This is a genomic window from Bradyrhizobium sp. KB893862 SZCCT0404 (assembly GCF_018130885.1).
Classification (GTDB): Bacteria; Pseudomonadota; Alphaproteobacteria; order Rhizobiales; family Xanthobacteraceae; genus Bradyrhizobium; species Bradyrhizobium stylosanthis.
The window spans coordinates 316,098-334,614 of sequence record NZ_JAFCLT010000009.1 but is presented as its reverse complement, the minus strand read 5'-3'; the positions used below and the strand labels follow the sequence as shown (position 1 = coordinate 334,614).

Here is an 18,517-nt window from a genome sequence, read left to right as displayed (position 1 = left end):
GCCGGCTCCTCAGTAACCCAGATAGGATTTGCGGATTTCTTCGTTGTTCGCGATGTCCTTGGCATTGCCCGACATCACGATGCGTCCGGTCTCGATCACATAGGCCTGGTCGGCGAGCTCGAGCGCGAGCTGGGCGTTCTGCTCGACCACCAGGATCGACACCTTGTCCTCGCGGTTGATCTTGCCGAGGATGCCGAACAGGTCGCGCACCACCAGCGGCGCGAGGCCGAAGGAGGGCTCGTCGAGCAGCATCAGGCGCGGCCGCAGCATCAGGGCGCGTGCGACCGCGAGCATCTGCTGCTCGCCGCCGGAGAGCGTGCCGGCCTGCTGCGTGTGGCGCTGCTTCAGCACCGGGAAGTGCGCATACATGCGCTCGATGTCGGAGACGATGCCGGCGCTGTCCTTGCGGGTGATGGCGCCGAGCTGAAGATTTTCTTCAACCGTCATGGTGGTGAAGGTGCCGCGGCCCTGCGGCACATGGGCGATGCCGAACCGCACGATGCTTTCGGTCGAGCGGTTGTTCAGCGGCTTGCCGTCGAACTCGATGCCGCCGGTCGAACGCACCATGTTGCAGATCGCGCGCAGCGTCGTGGTCTTGCCGGCGCCGTTGGCGCCCAGCAGCGTCGTCAGCGAGCCCTCGTTGAGCGAGAAGGACAGCCCGTGGAGCGCCTGGACCTGGCCGTAATAGGCGCGCAGGTCCTTGACGTTGAGCAGAACAGTCATTGGTCCTTGCTCCCGAGATAGGCCTTGATGACGTCGGGGTCCGCCTGCACCTGGGCCGGCGTGCCTTCCGCGAGCTTCTTGCCGAAATTCAGCGCGACGACGTGGTCGGCGATCGACATCACGAGACCCATGTGATGTTCGACCAGCAGCACCGTCATGTGGCGCTCGTCGCGGATTTTGCGGATGAGGTCGCCGAGCACATAGACTTCCTCGTGATTGAGGCCGCCGGCGGGCTCGTCGAGCAGCAGGATCTTCGGGTCGGCGGCGAGCGCACGCGCCAGCTCGACGCGCTTCTGCGTGCCGAAGGGCAGCCCGGAGACGACGGTGTGGGCGACGTCATCGAGATCGAGATAGGAGAGGATCTCGTGCACCTTCTTGTTGATGTCGGCCTCGCTGCGCCGGACCCATGCCAGCCGCAGCGAGTCGCTGATGATGTCGCTCGAGGTCTTCGAATGCGCGCCGACGCGGACGTTGTCCATCACCGACAGGTTCGGAAACAGCGCCACGTTCTGGAAGGTGCGGCCGATGCCGATCTCGGCGATCCGGTGCGGCGGGCGCGTCAGGATGCTCGCGCCTTCCATCAGGATGTCGCCGGACGACGGCTGGTAGAGCCGCGAGAGACAGTTGAAGAGCGTGGTCTTGCCGGCACCGTTGGGGCCGATCAATCCGAGGATCTGGCCCTTGTGCATGTCAAAGGTCACGCCGTTGAGCGCGATGATGCCGCCGAACACGACGCTGACGTCGCGAACCGCGAGCAGGGGCGATGTACCCTGCGCGAGCTGTGCCTGCGTCATCTCGTCTCGCCCACACTGTTCAGTGTGCGGCGGGGCGATGCGAACCGCTCCCGATGATGAGCAAGGCTATCTGATCCCCTCGGCCACACGCGCAACTTTTCCTCCTGATTTCAGCTTTTTGCTGACTTCTTTTTTGGAATGCGGCATCAGACCCCCGAGCGCCGCTTCGATGTTCCTTACCATCGCAAGCAGACGCGGTCCAATGTCGTTGATCAAACGCTCTTCCGTGAAGCGGAATGCGGGCGCACCGCAATTGAATGCGTAAGGCCCGGTTCCATCGTTGAGCTTGAGCGCGACGCCGGCGGCGCCGATGTCGTCGTGCCAATCGCCGACGGAAATCGCAAAGCCGTACTTCGCGACAGTCTCGCCGGAACGTTCGAGGCCATCGCGCATCTTCGGCCAGCGGCTGCCGTAATGTTCGCGCAGGATGCGCGACAATTCGGTGCGATTGTCCTCGTCGAGTGCCCAGAAATAGGCCCGGCCCATCGCACTGGTTGCAATCGGCACGCGCGCGCCGACGTCAAGTTGAACGCCGACCGTCTCGCTGCCGCGGCTCTGTCCGAAATAGATCATGCTGTGACGGTCGCGGCCGCCGACGGCGACGGCGCCGCCGGTCGCGCGCATGACTTCTTCGCGAAACGGCTCGGACAAATGCCGAACACCGAGATTGGCCAGCGCGGCATAGCCGAGCGACATCGCGGCGGGCGCGAGCTGGTATTTCTCGAAACGGGGAACCGGCGTCAGATAGCCGAGCTTGGTCAGCGTATAGGTCAGCCGCGACACGGTCGGCTTCGGCAGATTGGTGCGGGCCGCAATCTCCTGATTGCCGAGCAGACCGTCATTGGGGTGGAATGCGCGCAATACGTCCAGTCCGCGGGAAAGCGCGACGACGAAATTCCGATCGGTCGCAGTCTTCTTTCCTGTACGCTTCATCCCTGATCTGCTTCTTGCGCGGAGTCGTTGACAAGCCACGTGCTTCAAAATAACCCTGCCGTCAAGATGCGGAATTAAATTCCGCACCGCGAAATCGAACAAAAGTAAATCCCCACCAAGGAGGGAAACCGTGAGCGAAGTGGTCAAGCTTGAGCGTCATGACGAAGTCGGGATCGTCACGGTCAATAGTCCTCCGGTCAATGCGCTGAGTGCCGCAGTGCGCGGCGGCATCCTGGAATGCATCAAGGCCGCGATCGCTGATCCCGCCATCAAGGGCATCGTGCTGACCTGCGCCGGCCGCACCTTCATCGCCGGGGCCGACATCACCGAATTCGGCAAGCCGCCGAAGCCGCCGGGCCTGAACGAGGTTCTGGCCGAGATGGAAAATTCGCCGAAGCCGATCGTGGCCGCGATCCACGGCACGGCGCTCGGTGGTGGCCTCGAGGTCGCGCTGGCATGCCACTACCGCGTCGCGGTGAAGGAAGCCAAGCTCGGCCTGCCCGAAGTGAAGCTCGGCCTGTTGCCCGGTGCCGGCGGGACCCAGCGCCTGCCGCGCGCGGTCGGCCCCGAGCTCGCCGTCAAGATGATCGTCGGTGGTGACCCGATCGGCGCCGCGGAAGCGCTCAAGAATGGCCTGATCGAGGAGATCGTCGAGGGCCCGGCCTCCGGCGGCGAGGCCTTCGTCCGCAAGCTGATCGCCGAGAAGCGCCCGCTGCGCCGCCTGCGCGACGACGATTCCAAGATCGCCGCCGCCAAGGCCGACCGCTCGATCTTCACCAACGCGGTCGCCGCCATGACCAAGAAGTCGCGCGGCCTGGAAGCCCCGTTCGCGGCGGCCGATGCCGTCGGTGCCGCGATCGACCTGCCGTTCGACGAAGGTCTGAAGAAGGAGCGCGAGGGCTTCCTCAAGCTCGTCGCCAGCGACCAGTCCAAGGCGCAGCGCTATGCCTTCTTCGCCGAGCGCGAGGCCAACAAGATCGCGGGCGTCCCTGAAGGCACCAAGTCGCGTCCGGTCAACCGTGTTGCCATTCTCGGCGCCGGCACCATGGGCGGCGGCATCGCGATGTCCTTTGCCAATGCCGGCATTCCCGTCACCCTGATCGAAACCGGCGAAGAGCAGCTCAAGCGCGGCATGGGCATCATGCAGAAGAACTGGGAGGCGACCGCCGCGCGTGGTGGCATTCCCGCGGATGCACCGGCGAAGCGCATGGCGCTGATCAACGGCGTCGTCGGCATCGAGAACGTCGGCGATGCCGATCTCGTCATCGAGGCCGTGTTCGAGACCATGGCGGTGAAGCAGGAAGTGTTCGGCAAGCTCGACCAATACGTCAAGCCGGGTGCCGTGCTCGCCTCCAACACCTCGTATCTGAACATCGACGAGATCGCGAAGGCGACCAAGCGTCCGCAGGACGTGCTTGGCATGCACTTCTTCTCGCCGGCCAACGTCATGAAGCTGTGCGAGATCGTGCGCGCCGACAAGACCGCGCCGGATGCGCTGGTGACCGCGGTGACGATTGCGCGCAAAATCGCGAAGGTGCCGGCCGTGGTCGGCGTCTGCGACGGCTTCGTCGGCAACCGCATGCTCGCCCAGCGCGGCAAGCAGTCGGAGAAGCTCCTGTTCGAAGGCGCGCTGCCGCAGCAGGTCGATGCCGTCGTGACAAAATTCGGCATGCCGATGGGGCCGTTCGCGATGGGCGACCTCGCGGGCCTCGACATCGGCTGGCGCTCGCGCAAGGACCGCGGCATCAAGTCGGAGATCGCGGACGCGCTGTGCGAAGCCGGCCGCTTCGGCCAGAAGACCGGCAAGGGCTACTACAAGTACGAGCCCGGCTCCCGCGCGGCGCTGCCTGATCCCGAGGTCGAGAAGCTGATCGACGAGACGCTGTTGCGCCTCGGCCGCAAGAAGCGCGTCGTCAGCGACGAGGAGATCCTCGAGCGCATGATGTACCCGATGATCAACGAGGGAGCGAAGATCCTCGAAGAGGGCATCGCGGCGCGTCCGTCCGACATCGACGTGGTCTGGCTCTACGGCTATGGCTGGCCGATCTATCGTGGCGGCCCGATGTTCTGGGCCGACACCGTCGGTCTCAAGCACATCGCCGATCGCCTCGCCTTCTACGCCAAGGAGACCAACGACCCGAGCCTCGAGCCCGCCCCGCTGCTGAAGAAGCTTGCGGCGGAAGGCAAGACGTTCGCCTCGCTCGCGGCTGCGTCGAAGGCGGCTTGATGGTCTCCACTCGTCATTCCGGGGCGATGCGTAAGCATCGAACCCGGAATCTCGAGATTCCGGGTTCGCCCTCCGGGCGCCCCGGAATGACGGCTAGTGTGGTTTAAGGAATCCATGACCCATCCCGGCGAACAGTTTTATCCCGAGGGCGTGCGTTGGGACGACACCATCGTCCAGGGCTCGCTCCCTGACCTGCTGTCGAAAGCTGCCGCCGATTACGGCCGGCGCACCGCGTTGGAATTCCGGGAGCGGGCGATCACCTACACCGAGCTCGCCGCCATGGCCGAGCGCGCGGCGGCGGCGTTCCTGCGCGCGGGCATCGGCAAGACCAGCTCCGTCGCGCTGTTCCTCGGCAACACGCCGGATCATCCCGTCAATTTCTTCGGTGCGCTGAAGGCCGGCGCCCGCGTCGCGCATCTGTCGCCGCTCGACGGCGAGATCGCGCTGACGCACAAGGTCTCCGACTCCGGCTCGCGCCTGCTCGTCACGTCGAACCTCCAGGCCCTGCTGCCGACCGCGCTGAAATTCCTGGAGAAGGGCCTGATCGACCGCCTCGTCGTCTGCGAGGACGACAATTGGGGCAAGGTCGGCACGCCGCAGGCGGCGATCCCCGATGATCCCCGCATCGTCACCTTCAGGGCGTTCGTCGAGGGCGCGGCCGCGCCGGCGCAGTGGCCGTCCGTGACGGCCGACGACGTCGCGCTGCTGCAATATACCGGCGGCACCACCGGCTTGCCCAAGGGCGCGATGCTGACCCACGGCAATCTCACCTCGGCGGTGTCGATCTACGACGTCTGGGGCAAGCCTTCCCGGGCCGCGCGCGGCGATGTGGTCGAGCGCGTGATCTGCGTGCTGCCGCTGTTCCACATCTACGCGCTCACCGTCGTGCTGCTGTCCTCGCTCAGCCGCGGCAATCTGATCTCGATCCATCAGCGCTTCGACGTCGAGGCGGTGATGCGCGACATCGAGGTCAAGCGCGCGACCTATTTCCCGGGCGTGCCGACGATGTGGATCGCGATCGCCGCGCTCCCTGACCTCGACAAGCGCGACTTCTCCTCGCTCGCGACCATCGGTTCCGGCGGCGCGCCGCTGCCGGTGGAGATCGCGAATTTCTTCGAGCGCAAGGTCGGCAAGAAGCTGCGCAGCGGCTGGGGCATGACCGAGACCTGCTCGCCCGGCACCGGTCATCCGCCGACGGGCCCGGAAAAGCCCGGCTCGATCGGCCTGATGCTGCCCGGCATCGAGCTCGACGTCGTTGCGCTCGACGATCCCAGGCGCGTGCTGCCGCCGGGCGAAGTCGGCGAGATCCGCATCAAGGGCCCGAACGTCACCAGGGGATACTGGAATAAGCCGGAGGGGTCGGCGGACGCCTTCGTCGACGGCCGCTTCCTCACCGGCGACATCGGCTATGTCGATACCGACGGCTATTTCTTCCTGGTCGACCGCAAGAAGGACATGATCATCTCCGGCGGCTTCAACGTCTATCCGCAGATGATCGAGCAGGCGATCTACACCATCCCGGGCGTGCACGAGGTGATCGTGCTCGGCATCCCCGACCAGTACCGGGGCGAGGCCGCAAAAGCCTTCATCAAGCTCAAGCCGGACGCAAGGCCGTTCACGCTCGACGAGCTGCGCACCCAGCTCACCGGGAAGCTCGGCAAGCACGAGCTGCCGGCCGAGGTCGCTTTCGTCGACGATCTGCCGCGCACGCCGGTCGGAAAATTGTCGCGCCACGAATTGCGCCAGCAGCAGAAACCGTCACAATCCAGTCCCCTCGCATCAGGAGGTCGTTCTTGACCGACGCCGTCATCGTTTCCACCGCCCGCACCCCGATCGGCAAGGCCTATCGCGGCGCGCTCAATGCCACCGAGGGCGCCACGCTGCTCGGCCACGCCATCGGCGAAGCCGTCGCGCGCGCAAAGGTCGATCCGAAGGAGATCGAGGACGTCGTGATGGGCGCGGCGCTCCAGCAGGGCGCGACCGGCGGCAACATCGCGCGCAAGGCGCTGCTCCGTGCCGGTCTCCCGGTCACCGTGGCCGGCACCACCATCGACCGCCAGTGCGCCTCGGGCCTGCAGGCGATCGCGCTCGCCGCGCGTTCGGTGATCTTCGACGGCGTCGAGATCGCGGTCGGCGGCGGCGGCGAGTCGATCTCGCTCGTGCAGAACGACAAGATGAACGGCTTTCACGCCCAGGACCCGGCCCTGCTCAAGATCAAGGGCGAGGTCTACATGCCCATGATCGATACCGCCGAGATCGTCGCCAAGCGCTACGGCATCTCGCGCGAGAAGCAGGACGAGTATTCGCTCGAGAGCCAGCGCCGCACCGCGGCCGCGCAGCAGGGCGGCAAGTTCAAGGACGAGCTCGCCCCGATCACGACGCAGATGGCGGTCACCGACAAGGCGACCGGCGCGGTGTCGATGAAGGACGTCACGCTGTCGCAGGACGAGGGCCCGCGCCCCGAGACCACGATTGAAGGCCTTGCCGGCCTCAAGGCCGTGCGCGGCGAGGGCTTTTCGATCACCGCCGGCAATGCCAGCCAGCTCTCCGACGGCGCCAGCGCCTCGGTGATCATGAGCGACAAGGAAGCCGCCAAGCGCGGCCTTGCGCCGCTCGGCATCTTCCGCGGCTTCGTCTCGGCCGGCTGCGAGCCGGACGAGATGGGCATCGGCCCGGTCTTCGCCGTGCCGCGCCTGCTCAAGCGCCACGGCCTCACCGTCGACGACATCGGCCTGTGGGAGCTCAACGAAGCCTTCGCGGTGCAGGTGCTGTATTGCCGCGACAAGCTCGGCATCGATCCCGAGAAGATCAACGTCAACGGCGGCGCGATCTCGGTCGGCCACCCCTACGGCATGTCGGGCGCGCGCCTCACCGGCCACGCTCTGATCGAGGGCCGCCGCCGCAAGGCGAAATACGCGGTCGTCACCATGTGCGTCGGCGGCGGCATGGGCGCGGCCGGTTTGTTCGAGGTGTTGCAGTAAGCGTTGTCCCGGCCTAGTGCGCAATTGTGCACTAGGCCGGGACGACCACAGAATACGACGACGAGGAAACAGGAGGATCCAATGGATCTCGCATTCACGAAAGAAGAGCAGGCGTTTCGCGAGGAAGTGCGGTCGTTCTTCCGCGACAACGTGCCGCCGGATACGCGGCGCAAGCTGGTCGAGGGCCGCCACCTCTCGAAGGACGAGATGGTGACGTGGTGGCGCATCCTCAACAAGAAGGGCTGGGGCGTCAGCCACTGGCCCAAGCAGTTCGGCGGCACGGGCTGGACCTCGGTGCAGCACTACATCTTCAACGAGGAACTGCAGTCCTACCCGGCGCCGCAGCCGCTCGCCTTCGGCGTCAGCATGGTCGGCCCGGTTATCTACACCTTCGGCAACGAAGAGCAGAAGAAGCAGTATTTGCCGCGCATCGCCAATGTCGACGATTGGTGGTGCCAGGGCTTCTCCGAGCCGGGCTCGGGCTCCGACCTCGCCTCGCTCAAGACCAAGGCCGAGCGCCGTGGCGACAAGTGGATCATCAACGGCCAGAAGACCTGGACCACGCTCGCCCAGCACGCCGACATGATCTTCTGCCTCTGCCGCACCGACAACAATGCCAAGAAGCAGATGGGCATCTCCTTCATCGTGTTCTCGATGAAGTCGAAGGGCGTCACCGTGCGCCCGATCCAGACCATCGACGGCGGCGTCGAGGTCAACGAGGTCTTCTTCGACGACGTCGAAGTCCCGATCGAGAACCTGATCGGCGAGGAGAACAAGGGCTGGGATTACGCAAAATTCCTGCTCGGCAATGAGCGCACCGGCATCGCCCGCGTCGGCGTCTCCAAGGAGCGCATCCGCCGCATCAAGGATCTCGCCTCCAAGGTCGAATCCGGCGGCAAGCCGATCATCCAGGACGCGGCGTTCCGCGAGAAGCTCGCGGCCTGCGAGATCGAGCTGAAGGCGCTCGAGCTGACGCAGCTGCGCGTCGTTGCGGATGAGGGCAAGCACGGCAAGGGCAAGCCCAATCCGGCGTCCTCGGTGCTGAAGATCAAGGGCTCCGAGATCCAGCAGACCACCACCGAGCTCTTGATGGAAGTGATCGGCCCGTTCGCCGCGCCCTACGACGTGCACGGCGACGACGGCTCGAACGAAGCCATGGACTGGACCGCCCAGATCGCGCCGAGCTACTTCAACAACCGCAAGGTCTCGATCTACGGCGGCTCCAACGAAATCCAGCGCAACATCATCGCCAAGGCGGTGCTGGGGCTCTGATTGCCATTCGTCGCAACGCACTCGCCGTCATGGCCGGGGCAAAAGCGCGAAGCGCGTCTTCGCAGGAATGACCCGGCCATCCACGCCTAACGGCACGAAGAACGTGGATGCCCGGCACAAGGCCGGGCATGACGACCTCAATACCGGGAGAGTAGAGAAACATGGATTTTGACCTGAACGAGGAGCAGCGGCTTCTCAAGGAAAGCATCGACGGCCTGCTGACCGATTCCTACGATTTCGAGCAGCGCAAGAAATACATGAAGGAGAAGGGCGGCTGGAGCAAAGCCGTCTGGGGCAAGCTCGCCGAGCAGGGCCTGCTCGGTCTGCCCTTCAGCGAGGCCGATGGCGGCTTCGGCGGCGGCGGCGTCGAGACCATGATCGTGATGGAGGCGCTCGGCAAGGCACTGGTGCTCGAGCCGTATCTCGCGACGGTCGTGATCGGCGGCGGCTTCCTGCGTCATGCCGGCAGCGATGCGCAGAAGGCCGCGCACGTGCCTGGCATCATCGACGGCAGCAAGACGCTCGCCTTCGCCCAGATCGAGAAGAACTCGCGCTACGATCTCTTCGACGTCGCGACGACGGCGAAGAAGAAGGGCGACGGCTGGGTCATCGACGGCGAGAAGTTCGTCGTGCTCAACGGCGAGAACGCCGACACGCTGATCGTGACCGCGCGCACCAAGGGCGACCGCCGCGACAAGACCGGCGTCGGCGTGTTCCTGGTCCCGGCGAATGCCAAGGGCGTCACGAAGAAATCCTATCCGACCCAGGATGGCCTGCACGCCGCGGACATCACCCTCACCGGTGTCGAGGTCGGCGCCGATGCGGCGATCGGCAACCCCGAGGATTCGCTCGGGCTGATCGAGCGCGTGGTGGACGAAGCCCGCGTCGCGCTCTGTGCCGAGGCGGTCGGACTGATGGACGAATCGCTCAAGACCACGGTCGAGTACATCAAGACCCGAAAGCAGTTCGGCGTCGCGATCGGCTCGTTCCAGTCGCTCCAGCACCGCGCCTCCGACATGTTCGTCGCGGCCGAGCAGGCGCGCTCGATGTCGATGTTCGCCACCATGGCGAGCGATTTCGAGAACGCCAAGGAGCGCGCCAACGCCATCGCCGCGGCGAAGGTGCAGATCGGCAAGTCGCTGAAATTCGTCGGCCAGCAGTCGATCCAGCTCCACGGCGGCATCGGCATGACCATGGAGGCGAAGATCGGCCACTACTTCAAGCGCCTCACCATGATCGAGAACACCTTTGGTGACACCGATTACCACCAGCGCCGCGTCGCCGATGCCGGCGGGCTGATCTAGCCGCCACGTCGCATCGACGCATCGGACGTTCAAAATCGAAAGCCCCGGAGACATCTCCGGGGCTTTCGTCGTTTGAGCTTGCCCGTTCACCACCGCTGTCAAGCCGGGCGATGACACCCTTGGCGTCTGCCTCAGGTCCGCGTGCGCATCCGCATCATGAAGCTGTCGTAGCTGAGCTCGGCGACCTGCATCCAGGCCAGCGACTCGTTCCGGAATGCCGACAGGCTGGTGTACATCTTGTTGAAGTGCGGGTTGGTCTTGTTGAGATCGGCGTAGATCTCGTTGGCGGCGTTGTAGCAGGCCTCGAGCACCTCCTGCGGGAACGGCCTCAGGATGGCGCCGGCCACCAGCAGGCGCTTCAGCGCCGGCGGGTTGACGTAGTCGTATTTGCCGGTGACCCAGGTGAAGGTGTCGCGCGAGGCGCTCTCGATCGCCGCTTGGTAGTGCTTGGGCAGCGCGTTCCACTTGTCGAGGTTCATGATGTTGTGGCCCTGGCCGGTGCCTTCCCACCAGCCCGGATAGTAGTAGTACTTCGCCACCTTCACGAAGCCGAGCTTCTCGTCGTCATAGGGGCCGACCCATTCGGCTGCGTCGATCGTGCCCTTCTCCAGCGCCGGATAGATGTCGCCGCCCGCGATCTGCTGCGGCACGCCGCCGACCTTGGCGATGATCGTGCCGGCGAAACCGCCGACGCGGAATTTCAGTCCCCTGAAATCCTCCATCGACTTGATCTCCTTCCGGAACCAGCCGCCCATCTGGGCTCCAGTGGAGCCGGTCGGAATGCCGACCGAGTTGTATTCCTTCAGCAGGTCGTTGAGCATCTCCTGTCCGCCGCCGAACAGCAGCCAGGAAATATGCGCGCGCGTGTTCAGCCCGAACGGCAGCGACGTGCCGAAGGTGAAGGCCGGATTCTTGCCCCAGTAATAGTAGAGCGCGGTGTTGCCCATCTCGACGGTGCCGTTCGACACGGCATCCAGCACCTGCAGGCCCGGCACGATCTCGCCGGATGCGAACGGCTGGATCTGGAATTTGTTGTCGGTGACCTCGGCGACGCGCTTGCAGAAATATTCGCAGCCGCCATAGAGCGTATCGAGCGCCTTGGGCCAGCTCGCGGCGAGCCGCCATCTTACTTCCGGCGAGCCTTGCGCAATCGCCGGTGCCGCAACCGCGGTGCTCGCTGCCAGCCCAGTGCCAGTCACTTTCAGGAATTCACGACGTTTCATGCGTATCCCTCCATTGCGCCGATGTCCTCGACTCAGGGAACGATCTTGATGTCGTCTTGGCTTCGCCGGTAACCGACGTGGTGTTGTGACGATTTTTGGGGTTTCCGAAGGCCCTTCAGGGCTCTTGTGGTGTCCGCGCATCGCGGTTCGGGCGCGAGGATGACCGGTCGCCTTGCGATAATCAAGCGCCGTTGGGACGCTCGCAGTTGCGAAGACGAGGTCTGACGAGAGGAGCAAGCCCGTCGCTCCGAACTCCGCCGCCGTAGGGTGGGCAAAGGCGCCATAGCGCCGTGCCCACGATCTCTTGGCGGCGGATGGACGCCGTGGGCACGCTTCGCTTTGCCCACCCTACGATAGCCATGTCCGACGCAAAAGCCCCGGAGACGTCGCCATCTCCGGGGCTTCTCATTCTTTAGTCGTGTGCGCCGTTCAGCGCCTCACGTCTTGGTCCGCATCCGCATCATGAAGCTGTCGAAGCTCAGCTCTGCGACCTGGAACCAGGGCAGGGCCTCGCCGCGATAGGCGGTCATGCTCGCATACATCTTGCCGAAATGCGGGTTGGTCTTGGAGAGATCGGCGTAGATCTCGTTGGCCGCGCCGTAGCAGGCCTCCAGTACCTCCTGCGGGAACGCCTTCAGGATCGCGCCCGACACCAGCAGCCGCTTCAGCGCCGGCGCGTTCAACGCGTCGTACTTGCCGGTGATCCAGGTGAACGTGTCGCGCGAGGCGGAATCGATCGCGGCCTGGTAGTGCTTGGGCAGCGCATTCCACTTGTCGAGGTTCATGATGTTGTGGCCCTGGCTCGTGCCTTCCCACCAGCCGGGGTAGTAGTAGTACTTCGCGACCTTGACGAAGCCGAGCTTCTCGTCGTCGTAGGGGCCGACCCATTCGGCCGCATCGATCGTGCCCTTTTCGAGCGCGGGATAGATGTCGCCGCCGGCGATCTGCTGCGGCACCGCGCCGAGCTTGGCCATGATCGTGCCGGCAAATCCGCCGATGCGCATCTTGAGGCCTTTGACGTCGTCTATCGACTTGATCTCCTTCCGGAACCAGCCGCCCATCTGGGCGCCGGTCGAGCCGGTCGGGATGCCATAGACGTTGTGCTCCTTCAGGAGGTCGTTGACGAGCTCCTGTCCGCCGCCCCACAGCAGCCAGGAGATCTGCTGGCGCGTGTTGAGACCGAACGGCAGCGCGGTGGCGAAGGTGAAGGCGGGATTCTTGCCCCAGTAGTAATAGAGTGCGGTGTTACCCATCTCGACGGTGCCGTTCGACACCGCATCCAGCACCTGCAGGCCCGGGACGATTTCGCCCGCCGCGAACGGCTGAATCTGGAATTTGTTGTCGGTGATCTCGGCGACTTTCTTGGTGAAATATTCGCAGCCGCCGTAGAGCGTGTCGAGCGACTTCGGCCAGCTCGTGGCGTAACGCCACCTGATCTCGGGCGAGCCCTGCGCGATCGCGGGCGCAGCAACAGCACTCGCGGCCAGGCCCAATCCGCCTGCCTTCAGAAATTTACGACGTTCCATGCACTTCCCTCCGATATGCCGATGCTTCGACGTCAGGGAACGATCTTTGGTGTCGTCTTGCCGTCGAGATCGACGTTGTTTTGTTTGAGACTTAAGAGGCGTTTCCGAATGGCCCTGATGGGCTCTTTTTGTTGGAATTCCGATCAATGCGGTTCCGTCAGCAAGGATGACCTGTCGCATCCGGATAATCAAGCCTTCTGCTCCCTCGCAGGTGCGAATGCGGAGCCAGACGCAAGTCGCGTTGACCTGCGGTCTGCTACTGGATTGGGCAACAACAAAAGGGAGGCTCGCACATGACGGGCAAGAAGGTGGTGGTCGCGGGAGCAACCGGTCTCGTCGGTAACGCCGCGTTGCGGCACTTCGGCACATCGGAGCCTTCGGACGTCGTGGCGCTGTCGCGGCGCAAGCCGCGCGATCTCTACGGCGCCCGTCACGTCCCGATCGACCTCACCAGCGAAGCCGATTGCCGTCGCGCTGCGGTCGAGCTCAAGGGCGCGACCCACCTGATTTACGCCGCGCTCTACGAGGCGCCGCAACTCGTCGACGGCTGGCGCGACCCGCAGCAGATCAAGACCAACGACATCATGCTGCGCAATTTGATGGGGGCGCTCGAGCCGGTGGCGCCAGACCTGAAGCATGTCGCCCTGCTGCAAGGCACCAAGGCCTACGGCGTCCATGTGCGTCCCCTGACCGTGCCGGCGCGCGAGGGCCGCTCCGAAATGTACGAGCAGCCCAACTTTTACTGGGCGCAGGAGAACTTCCTGCGCGAGCTGCAGAAGGGCAAGGCCTGGCATTGGAGCATCCTGCGCCCGGTGCTGATCGTGGGACTCGCCATGGGCGGCGCCATGGACCTAATCCCGCCGCTCGGCGTCTATGCCGCGATGCTGCGCGAGCAGGGCAGGCCGCTGGATTTTCCCGGCGGCGCCGCGCGTGTCGCACAGGCCGTCGATGTCGATCTCCTGGCACGTGCGATCGCCTGGTCGGGCGAGGCGAAGGCCGCGCGGAACGAGGCGTTCAACGTCACCAATGGCGACGTCTTCACCTGGGAGAACATCTGGCCGGCGGTCGCGGACGCGCTGGCGATGAAGCCCGGCAAGCACGTCCCGCTCTCGCTGGCCAAGGAATTCCCGCACTGGGTCGCGCCCTGGGACGCGCTCAGGCGCAAGCATAACCTTGCGTCGCCCGGCCTTGCCGACTTCGTCGGCCTGTCGTTCCAGTACGCCGACTACAGCATGCGCTACGGCCAGACCGAGTCCGGCCCGCCCTCGATCGTCTCGACCGTGAAGATCAACCGCGCGGGCTTCACCGAGATGATGGACACCGAAGACATGTTCCGGAAATGGTTCCGCCAGGCGAGGGAGGAGCGGCTGCTGCCGTAGGGAGTGCACCTGCGGTGGCAGAGGCACATCTGTACATGCTCCGAAGCAGATCTATGCTGGTTGATTGCACGACGGCGGCTTGTAACCCAAAGCGGTCACTTGCCGGAGCGCGGCGACCGATCATACATCCGGCGCCTGATCAGTCGTTCACGCTGATATCCGTAAAAAGGAATCCGGCCGGCGTCTTGGTAAAGACGAAGATCATCTCGCCGCAGAAGACGGAGTAAGATTCATTCTTGTACGGATCGCGATCGTAGATGGCCTTGCCGCGCTGGATACACGCGCGATTTTTCGCCGTGAACGAGCTCGCATAGGTCTTGGCGTGAAATTGCGCGGCGTCGCGAATTGCGCTGTCGTTCATGAACGGCAATCGTGTCATACCGGCGACGGCGGCGGAATCGTTTGCTTTCAGCGCCGCGCGAAACTTCTCGATGAAGCCATCGAATTCCTTTTTCAAGGCAGGAGAAGCGACGGCGTCCTTCGGCGCCGCGGCGACGGCCGGAGCAAGGTTCACGAGGGCGGTTGCAAGCACAATTCTCAGCAAGAATTTCACGGGTCGGCTCCGTCCATTTATCAATCAAAGGTCTTCCGAATCCATGGTGTTCTGTCGCGTCAGGGACTTTCTGGTTCACCGGCGCAGCGTTGACCCCGCCAGGCGTGGACCGACGGCATTCGCCGGAGCATGCGCTGGCATGTTTTGCCGCGCCTGTTTAAGGCAGAAAATGGCCCATAGCTGACCTTCACGACGATACTCGCCGAGGTCCACTTATGACCCATTGCAGACACGGAGGTGTGATCCTTGCTTTCAACGGAAGTCGCGCGGCCGTGGTAGCTTCAACCGAAAGCGGAGGTCGGCATGGAAGATCTCGTTTTGGCTATTTTGACGTTGGCTTTTTCGGTGTGCTTTTTCGAGCATCTGACACGCGCAGGAATGGACGCGTTGTTTGTCATCGTGTCACTAGCGTCAATGCCGGCCGCCGGATATCTCGCGTACGAGCGAGGGCGCAGTCAGCGTCGCTGGGTATATCTTGCGGCGGTGATCGGGCCATTTGCTATTCCGGCGCTCTACTTTACTGCCGCCGTTTCCAGCCTGAGAGGAACGGACAGCGTCTCTCGGCCCCGAGCTTAGTGTTACCTATTGGCCCTCAGCCGGCTTGGGGCGACGCCTGACGCATGATCTCGCCATGGGCGACGCCGTGCTTCAGCGTGAGGCGATGAGACCAAATGCCCTTTCAACGGACCGCTGACGCCAGACTTTGAAGAATATCCCCGGCGCGCTTCATTGAAAAATCATGTGCCGCGCGATCGAAGGATGGGCTTCCCCGCATCATGTAACCGTGCTGCACCCCGGGAAAGACGTGCATTTCGAGGTTTTCCATGCGCGCCGCCAAATCGCGGTACGCGTCCAGCACGTCGGCCGGCGCGTGATTGTCCTGGTCCCCCCACATGAGACAGACCTGCTCACCGACGCCGTCAAGCTCGTGAAGATAATCCGGCATCTGGGATCCATGGCAGCAGATACCAGCGGCATAACCGAGCCGCTTCGGGCCGAGTATTGCATACGGACCGCCGTAGCAAAACCCCATGACCGCCGCCCGGCCGTTGAAGTGCGGGAGCGTGCGGAGATGTCTCAACGTGTCGGTCATGTCGTCTTCGCCGGTTCTGATGCGTTCGAGACGCGGTTGGGCGCGTCGGGCCGCGCGTGGGTCATTCCGAGGAAGCGGGCCGGCAATCGAACGCCAGAACAGATCCGGCACCGCGACAATAGAGCCGCAGGCCGCAAGTGCGTCGGCGATGGCGAGCATGTCGGTATCGACGCCATGAATGGCGGAAGCCAGCACAATGGCAGCAACCGGCTTTTCAGGTTCGGAGGTGACAAGGTAGCAATCGAACGCGCCCCCGCCTTTCGCGCAAATCCTGTCAAACTTCCCCAACATCTCGAATCCAGTGTTTGAGAGAGTGTGGCCAACGTCTGATTGGTTTGGGGCATGCGCGGCATGGAAGCTGAGGCCCCAAGGCCCTCGCAGCACTACTCCAGCCGAATTTTCGCGAGCCGTATCACCTTGGCCCACTTCTCGGTTTCATCGGCCATGACCTTGCCGAAATCCGCCGGCGAGCCGCCAAATCCGGTCGCATCGAGGCCATGGAGGCGCATCTTGAACGCTGGATCGGCCAGTGCGGCGTTGAACTCTTGATTGAGTCTGCCGATGATCTCGATCGGCGTGTCTTTCGGCGCACCGATGCCAAACACTGAACTCGCCTCGTATCCGGGAACGAATTCGCAAATGGCCGGCACGTCGGGCAGCGCTTCGGATCGGACTGGCGCCGTTATCCCGAGCGCGCGCAGCTTGCCGCTGCCGATGTACCCGATCGAGGGCGCGAGGTTGGCAAAGACGACCTGCACCTGCCCGCCGAGCAGATCAGTAATCGCCGGCCCCACGCCCCGATAGGGCACATGCTGGAGATCGAGCCCGCCGGCTTCCTGTTTGAACAATTCCCCGGCGATATGTGTGATCCCGCCTACGCCGCCCGAACCATAGGAGATTTTCCCCGGATTGGCCCTGGCATGGGCGATGAACTCTGGAATCGTGCGGGCGGGGACCGAGGGATGGACCAGCATCACCAGGGTGCCGCGGGCCAGACTCGCGACCGGCGCAATATCCCGCAGGAAGTTGAAGTCGAGCTTCTCATAAAGCGTCGCATTGATCGCGTTGGGAGAACCAACCAGCAGGAGGGTGTAGCCGTCCGGAGGCGCACGCACGACCACATCGGTCGCGATATTGCTTCCTGCTCCGGGCCGGTTCTCGACCATGAATTGCTGGCCGAACCGCTCCGAGCACCATTGTCCGACAAGGCGCGCAAGGATGTCGTTCGGGCCGCCGGCGGCAAAGCCGACCATGATCCGGACCGGCCGCGACGGGTAAGTCGCCGCACGAGCCAGGCGCGAGAGCAGAGGTGGCGCGGCTACTCCGATCGCAAGGTGCAGAAACTGGCGTCGGGAGGGAGTCATAGGCTCTGCTCCGTCGAGCCTGCACGCGCGCCGGCTCTCTTCAACGCGAAGGATAGTTGATGCTGCCATCAGCGCATAAGGCTATTATCTGATGGTACCATCTCAGAACGGAAATGGGTGCCTTCATGCAGATGAGTGATCGCATCGGTAAGCGAATGAAGCTTCAGGATCTGCATGTGCTCATGGCGGTGGTGCAGGCCGGCAGCATGGGCAAGGCGGCGCTCCTGCTCAATACCACCCAGCCCAACATTTCCAGGTCGATCGCGGAGCTCGAGCATGCCTTCGGTGTCCGCCTGTTGGATCGCCACCGGCGCGGAATTGAGCCGACCGAGTGCGGCCGCGCCTTGCTCGATTGCGGCACTGCGGTTTTCGACGAGCTGCGCCAGGGCGTGAAGAGCATTGAATTTCTGGCCGACCCCACCGCTGGAGAAGTCCGGATCGGAAGCACGGCTTTTCTGGCGGCGAGCTTTGTTTCCGCCCTCATAGATCGGCTCTCCCGGCGTCATCCGCGGATCAGATTTCAGCTCGTGACCGGCTACCTGGAGACACTGCACCGCGACCTCAGTGAGCGCAAAGTCGATCTTTTGATCGTGCGCAATGGTGGCGGCATGCCGGCTGACGAGCGGCTGCATTTCGAATTTCTCTTTGAAGATAGCTATGTGGTCGCGGCGGGCGCGAACAATCCATGGGCTCGGAGGCGCAACATCCACCTTTCCGATCTGGCGGAGGAGCGTTGGATACTTCCACCACGGGAGAGCGTGATTGGATCAATCATCACGCAGGCCTTTCGCGCCAGCGGATTCGACTATCCAAGCGCGACGGTGGTGACTGATTCCCCCCATATGCGGGTCAGCCTGCTGGAGACGGGCAGGTTCATCACGGTTTTCCCGGCTTCCGCGCTGAAATTCCTCGCCAGGGGGGCGGCGCTCAAGGTCTTGCCGGTCGACCTGCCGGCGGCGCGCCGACCAAACGGGATGGTCACCGTCAAGGACCGCGCCATCAGCCCGGTGGTGCAGCTCGTCATTGACAGCGCCCGTGAGCTCGCAAAGCCAATGGCGAAACGAAAGTGACAAATTGGGGCGCCGGCGGCTACCCGCGAGATAATCCAGACCCCGGGGCACACTCCGGTTGGATCATCCACCTTG

General features: G+C 63.9%; 16 protein-coding genes. 8 read left to right on the top strand and 8 right to left on the bottom strand.

What is annotated here, in order from left to right; genetic code table 11:
• Positions 1-9: 9 nt before the first annotated feature.
• The 3 genes from JQ617_RS31375 to JQ617_RS31365 all read right to left on the bottom strand — a co-directional run bounded on the left by JQ617_RS31375 (position 10) and on the right by JQ617_RS31365 (position 2,450).
• Positions 10-723, bottom strand: a complete 714-nt coding sequence (locus tag JQ617_RS31375) for an ABC transporter ATP-binding protein (RefSeq protein ID WP_063686830.1) — start codon at positions 721-723, stop codon at positions 10-12.
• Positions 720-1,517 (bottom strand): ABC transporter ATP-binding protein, encoded by a 798-nt coding sequence (locus JQ617_RS31370; RefSeq protein WP_063686831.1) that lies wholly within the window; start codon positions 1,515-1,517, stop codon positions 720-722. Before JQ617_RS31370 ends, JQ617_RS31375 begins: the two co-directional genes overlap by 4 nt.
• A gap of 66 nt (positions 1,518-1,583) precedes the next feature.
• Positions 1,584-2,450 (bottom strand): IclR family transcriptional regulator, encoded by an 867-nt coding sequence (locus tag JQ617_RS31365; protein WP_063686832.1) that lies wholly within the window; start codon positions 2,448-2,450, stop codon positions 1,584-1,586.
• 130 nt (positions 2,451-2,580) lie between these two features.
• Between JQ617_RS31365 and JQ617_RS31360 the strand changes: the two genes are divergently transcribed.
• The 5 genes from JQ617_RS31360 to pimD all read left to right on the top strand — a co-directional run bounded on the left by JQ617_RS31360 (position 2,581) and on the right by pimD (position 10,234).
• On the top strand, positions 2,581-4,677 hold the full coding sequence (locus JQ617_RS31360) for a 3-hydroxyacyl-CoA dehydrogenase NAD-binding domain-containing protein (RefSeq protein WP_212029678.1): 2,097 nt from the start codon (positions 2,581-2,583) through the stop codon (positions 4,675-4,677).
• A 114-nt stretch (positions 4,678-4,791) separates the two neighbouring features.
• Entirely contained in the window at positions 4,792-6,474 is a 1,683-nt protein-coding gene (gene pimA, locus JQ617_RS31355) for a dicarboxylate--CoA ligase PimA (RefSeq protein WP_212029677.1), read from the top strand.
• On the top strand, positions 6,471-7,658 hold the full coding sequence (locus tag JQ617_RS31350; RefSeq protein WP_212029676.1) for an acetyl-CoA C-acyltransferase: 1,188 nt from the start codon (positions 6,471-6,473) through the stop codon (positions 7,656-7,658). The genes pimA and JQ617_RS31350 overlap by 4 nt, the downstream gene beginning before the upstream one ends.
• Before the next feature lie 81 nt (positions 7,659-7,739).
• Entirely contained in the window at positions 7,740-8,930 is a 1,191-nt protein-coding gene (gene pimC / locus JQ617_RS31345) for a pimeloyl-CoA dehydrogenase large subunit (RefSeq protein ID WP_212029675.1), read from the top strand.
• A gap of 161 nt (positions 8,931-9,091) precedes the next feature.
• A complete protein-coding gene (gene pimD, locus JQ617_RS31340) occupies positions 9,092-10,234 on the top strand; it encodes a pimeloyl-CoA dehydrogenase small subunit (protein ID WP_212029674.1) in 1,143 nt (380 codons plus the stop codon).
• A 131-nt stretch (positions 10,235-10,365) separates the two neighbouring features.
• On the opposite strand, the gene JQ617_RS31335 is transcribed toward pimD, so the two are convergent.
• Both JQ617_RS31335 and JQ617_RS31330 read right to left on the bottom strand, forming a co-directional pair.
• On the bottom strand, positions 10,366-11,457 hold the full coding sequence (locus tag JQ617_RS31335) for a TRAP transporter substrate-binding protein (RefSeq protein ID WP_212029673.1): 1,092 nt from the start codon (positions 11,455-11,457) through the stop codon (positions 10,366-10,368).
• Between the two features lie 437 nt (positions 11,458-11,894).
• Positions 11,895-12,983, bottom strand: a complete 1,089-nt coding sequence (locus JQ617_RS31330) for a TRAP transporter substrate-binding protein (protein ID WP_063686845.1) — start codon at positions 12,981-12,983, stop codon at positions 11,895-11,897.
• Between the two features lie 293 nt (positions 12,984-13,276).
• Here JQ617_RS31330 and JQ617_RS31325 point away from each other — a divergent pair, with 293 nt between their 5' ends.
• On the top strand, positions 13,277-14,362 hold the full coding sequence (locus tag JQ617_RS31325; protein WP_212029672.1) for an NAD-dependent epimerase/dehydratase family protein: 1,086 nt from the start codon (positions 13,277-13,279) through the stop codon (positions 14,360-14,362).
• Between the two features lie 139 nt (positions 14,363-14,501).
• Here the strand turns inward: JQ617_RS31325 and JQ617_RS31320 are convergent, their stop codons facing one another.
• Positions 14,502-14,915 carry a hypothetical protein gene (locus tag JQ617_RS31320; RefSeq protein WP_349630664.1) on the bottom strand — a complete coding sequence of 138 codons (414 nt, stop codon included), beginning with the start codon at positions 14,913-14,915 and terminating at the stop codon, positions 14,502-14,504.
• Positions 14,916-15,218: 303 nt separating this feature from the next.
• Between JQ617_RS31320 and JQ617_RS31315 the strand changes: the two genes are divergently transcribed.
• Entirely contained in the window at positions 15,219-15,491 is a 273-nt protein-coding gene (locus JQ617_RS31315) for a hypothetical protein (RefSeq protein ID WP_212029671.1), read from the top strand.
• 103 nt (positions 15,492-15,594) lie between these two features.
• Here the strand turns inward: JQ617_RS31315 and JQ617_RS31310 are convergent, their stop codons facing one another.
• Positions 15,595-16,299 carry a dienelactone hydrolase family protein gene (locus JQ617_RS31310; RefSeq protein ID WP_212029670.1) on the bottom strand — a complete coding sequence of 235 codons (705 nt, stop codon included), beginning with the start codon at positions 16,297-16,299 and terminating at the stop codon, positions 15,595-15,597.
• Between the two features lie 92 nt (positions 16,300-16,391).
• Positions 16,392-17,372 carry a tripartite tricarboxylate transporter substrate binding protein gene (locus JQ617_RS31305; protein WP_212029669.1) on the bottom strand — a complete coding sequence of 327 codons (981 nt, stop codon included), beginning with the start codon at positions 17,370-17,372 and terminating at the stop codon, positions 16,392-16,394.
• A gap of 113 nt (positions 17,373-17,485) precedes the next feature.
• On the opposite strand from JQ617_RS31305, the gene JQ617_RS31300 reads away from it, so the two are divergent.
• Positions 17,486-18,442 carry a LysR family transcriptional regulator gene (locus JQ617_RS31300; protein ID WP_212029668.1) on the top strand — a complete coding sequence of 319 codons (957 nt, stop codon included), beginning with the start codon at positions 17,486-17,488 and terminating at the stop codon, positions 18,440-18,442.
• The last annotated feature ends 75 nt before the right edge of the window (positions 18,443-18,517 follow it).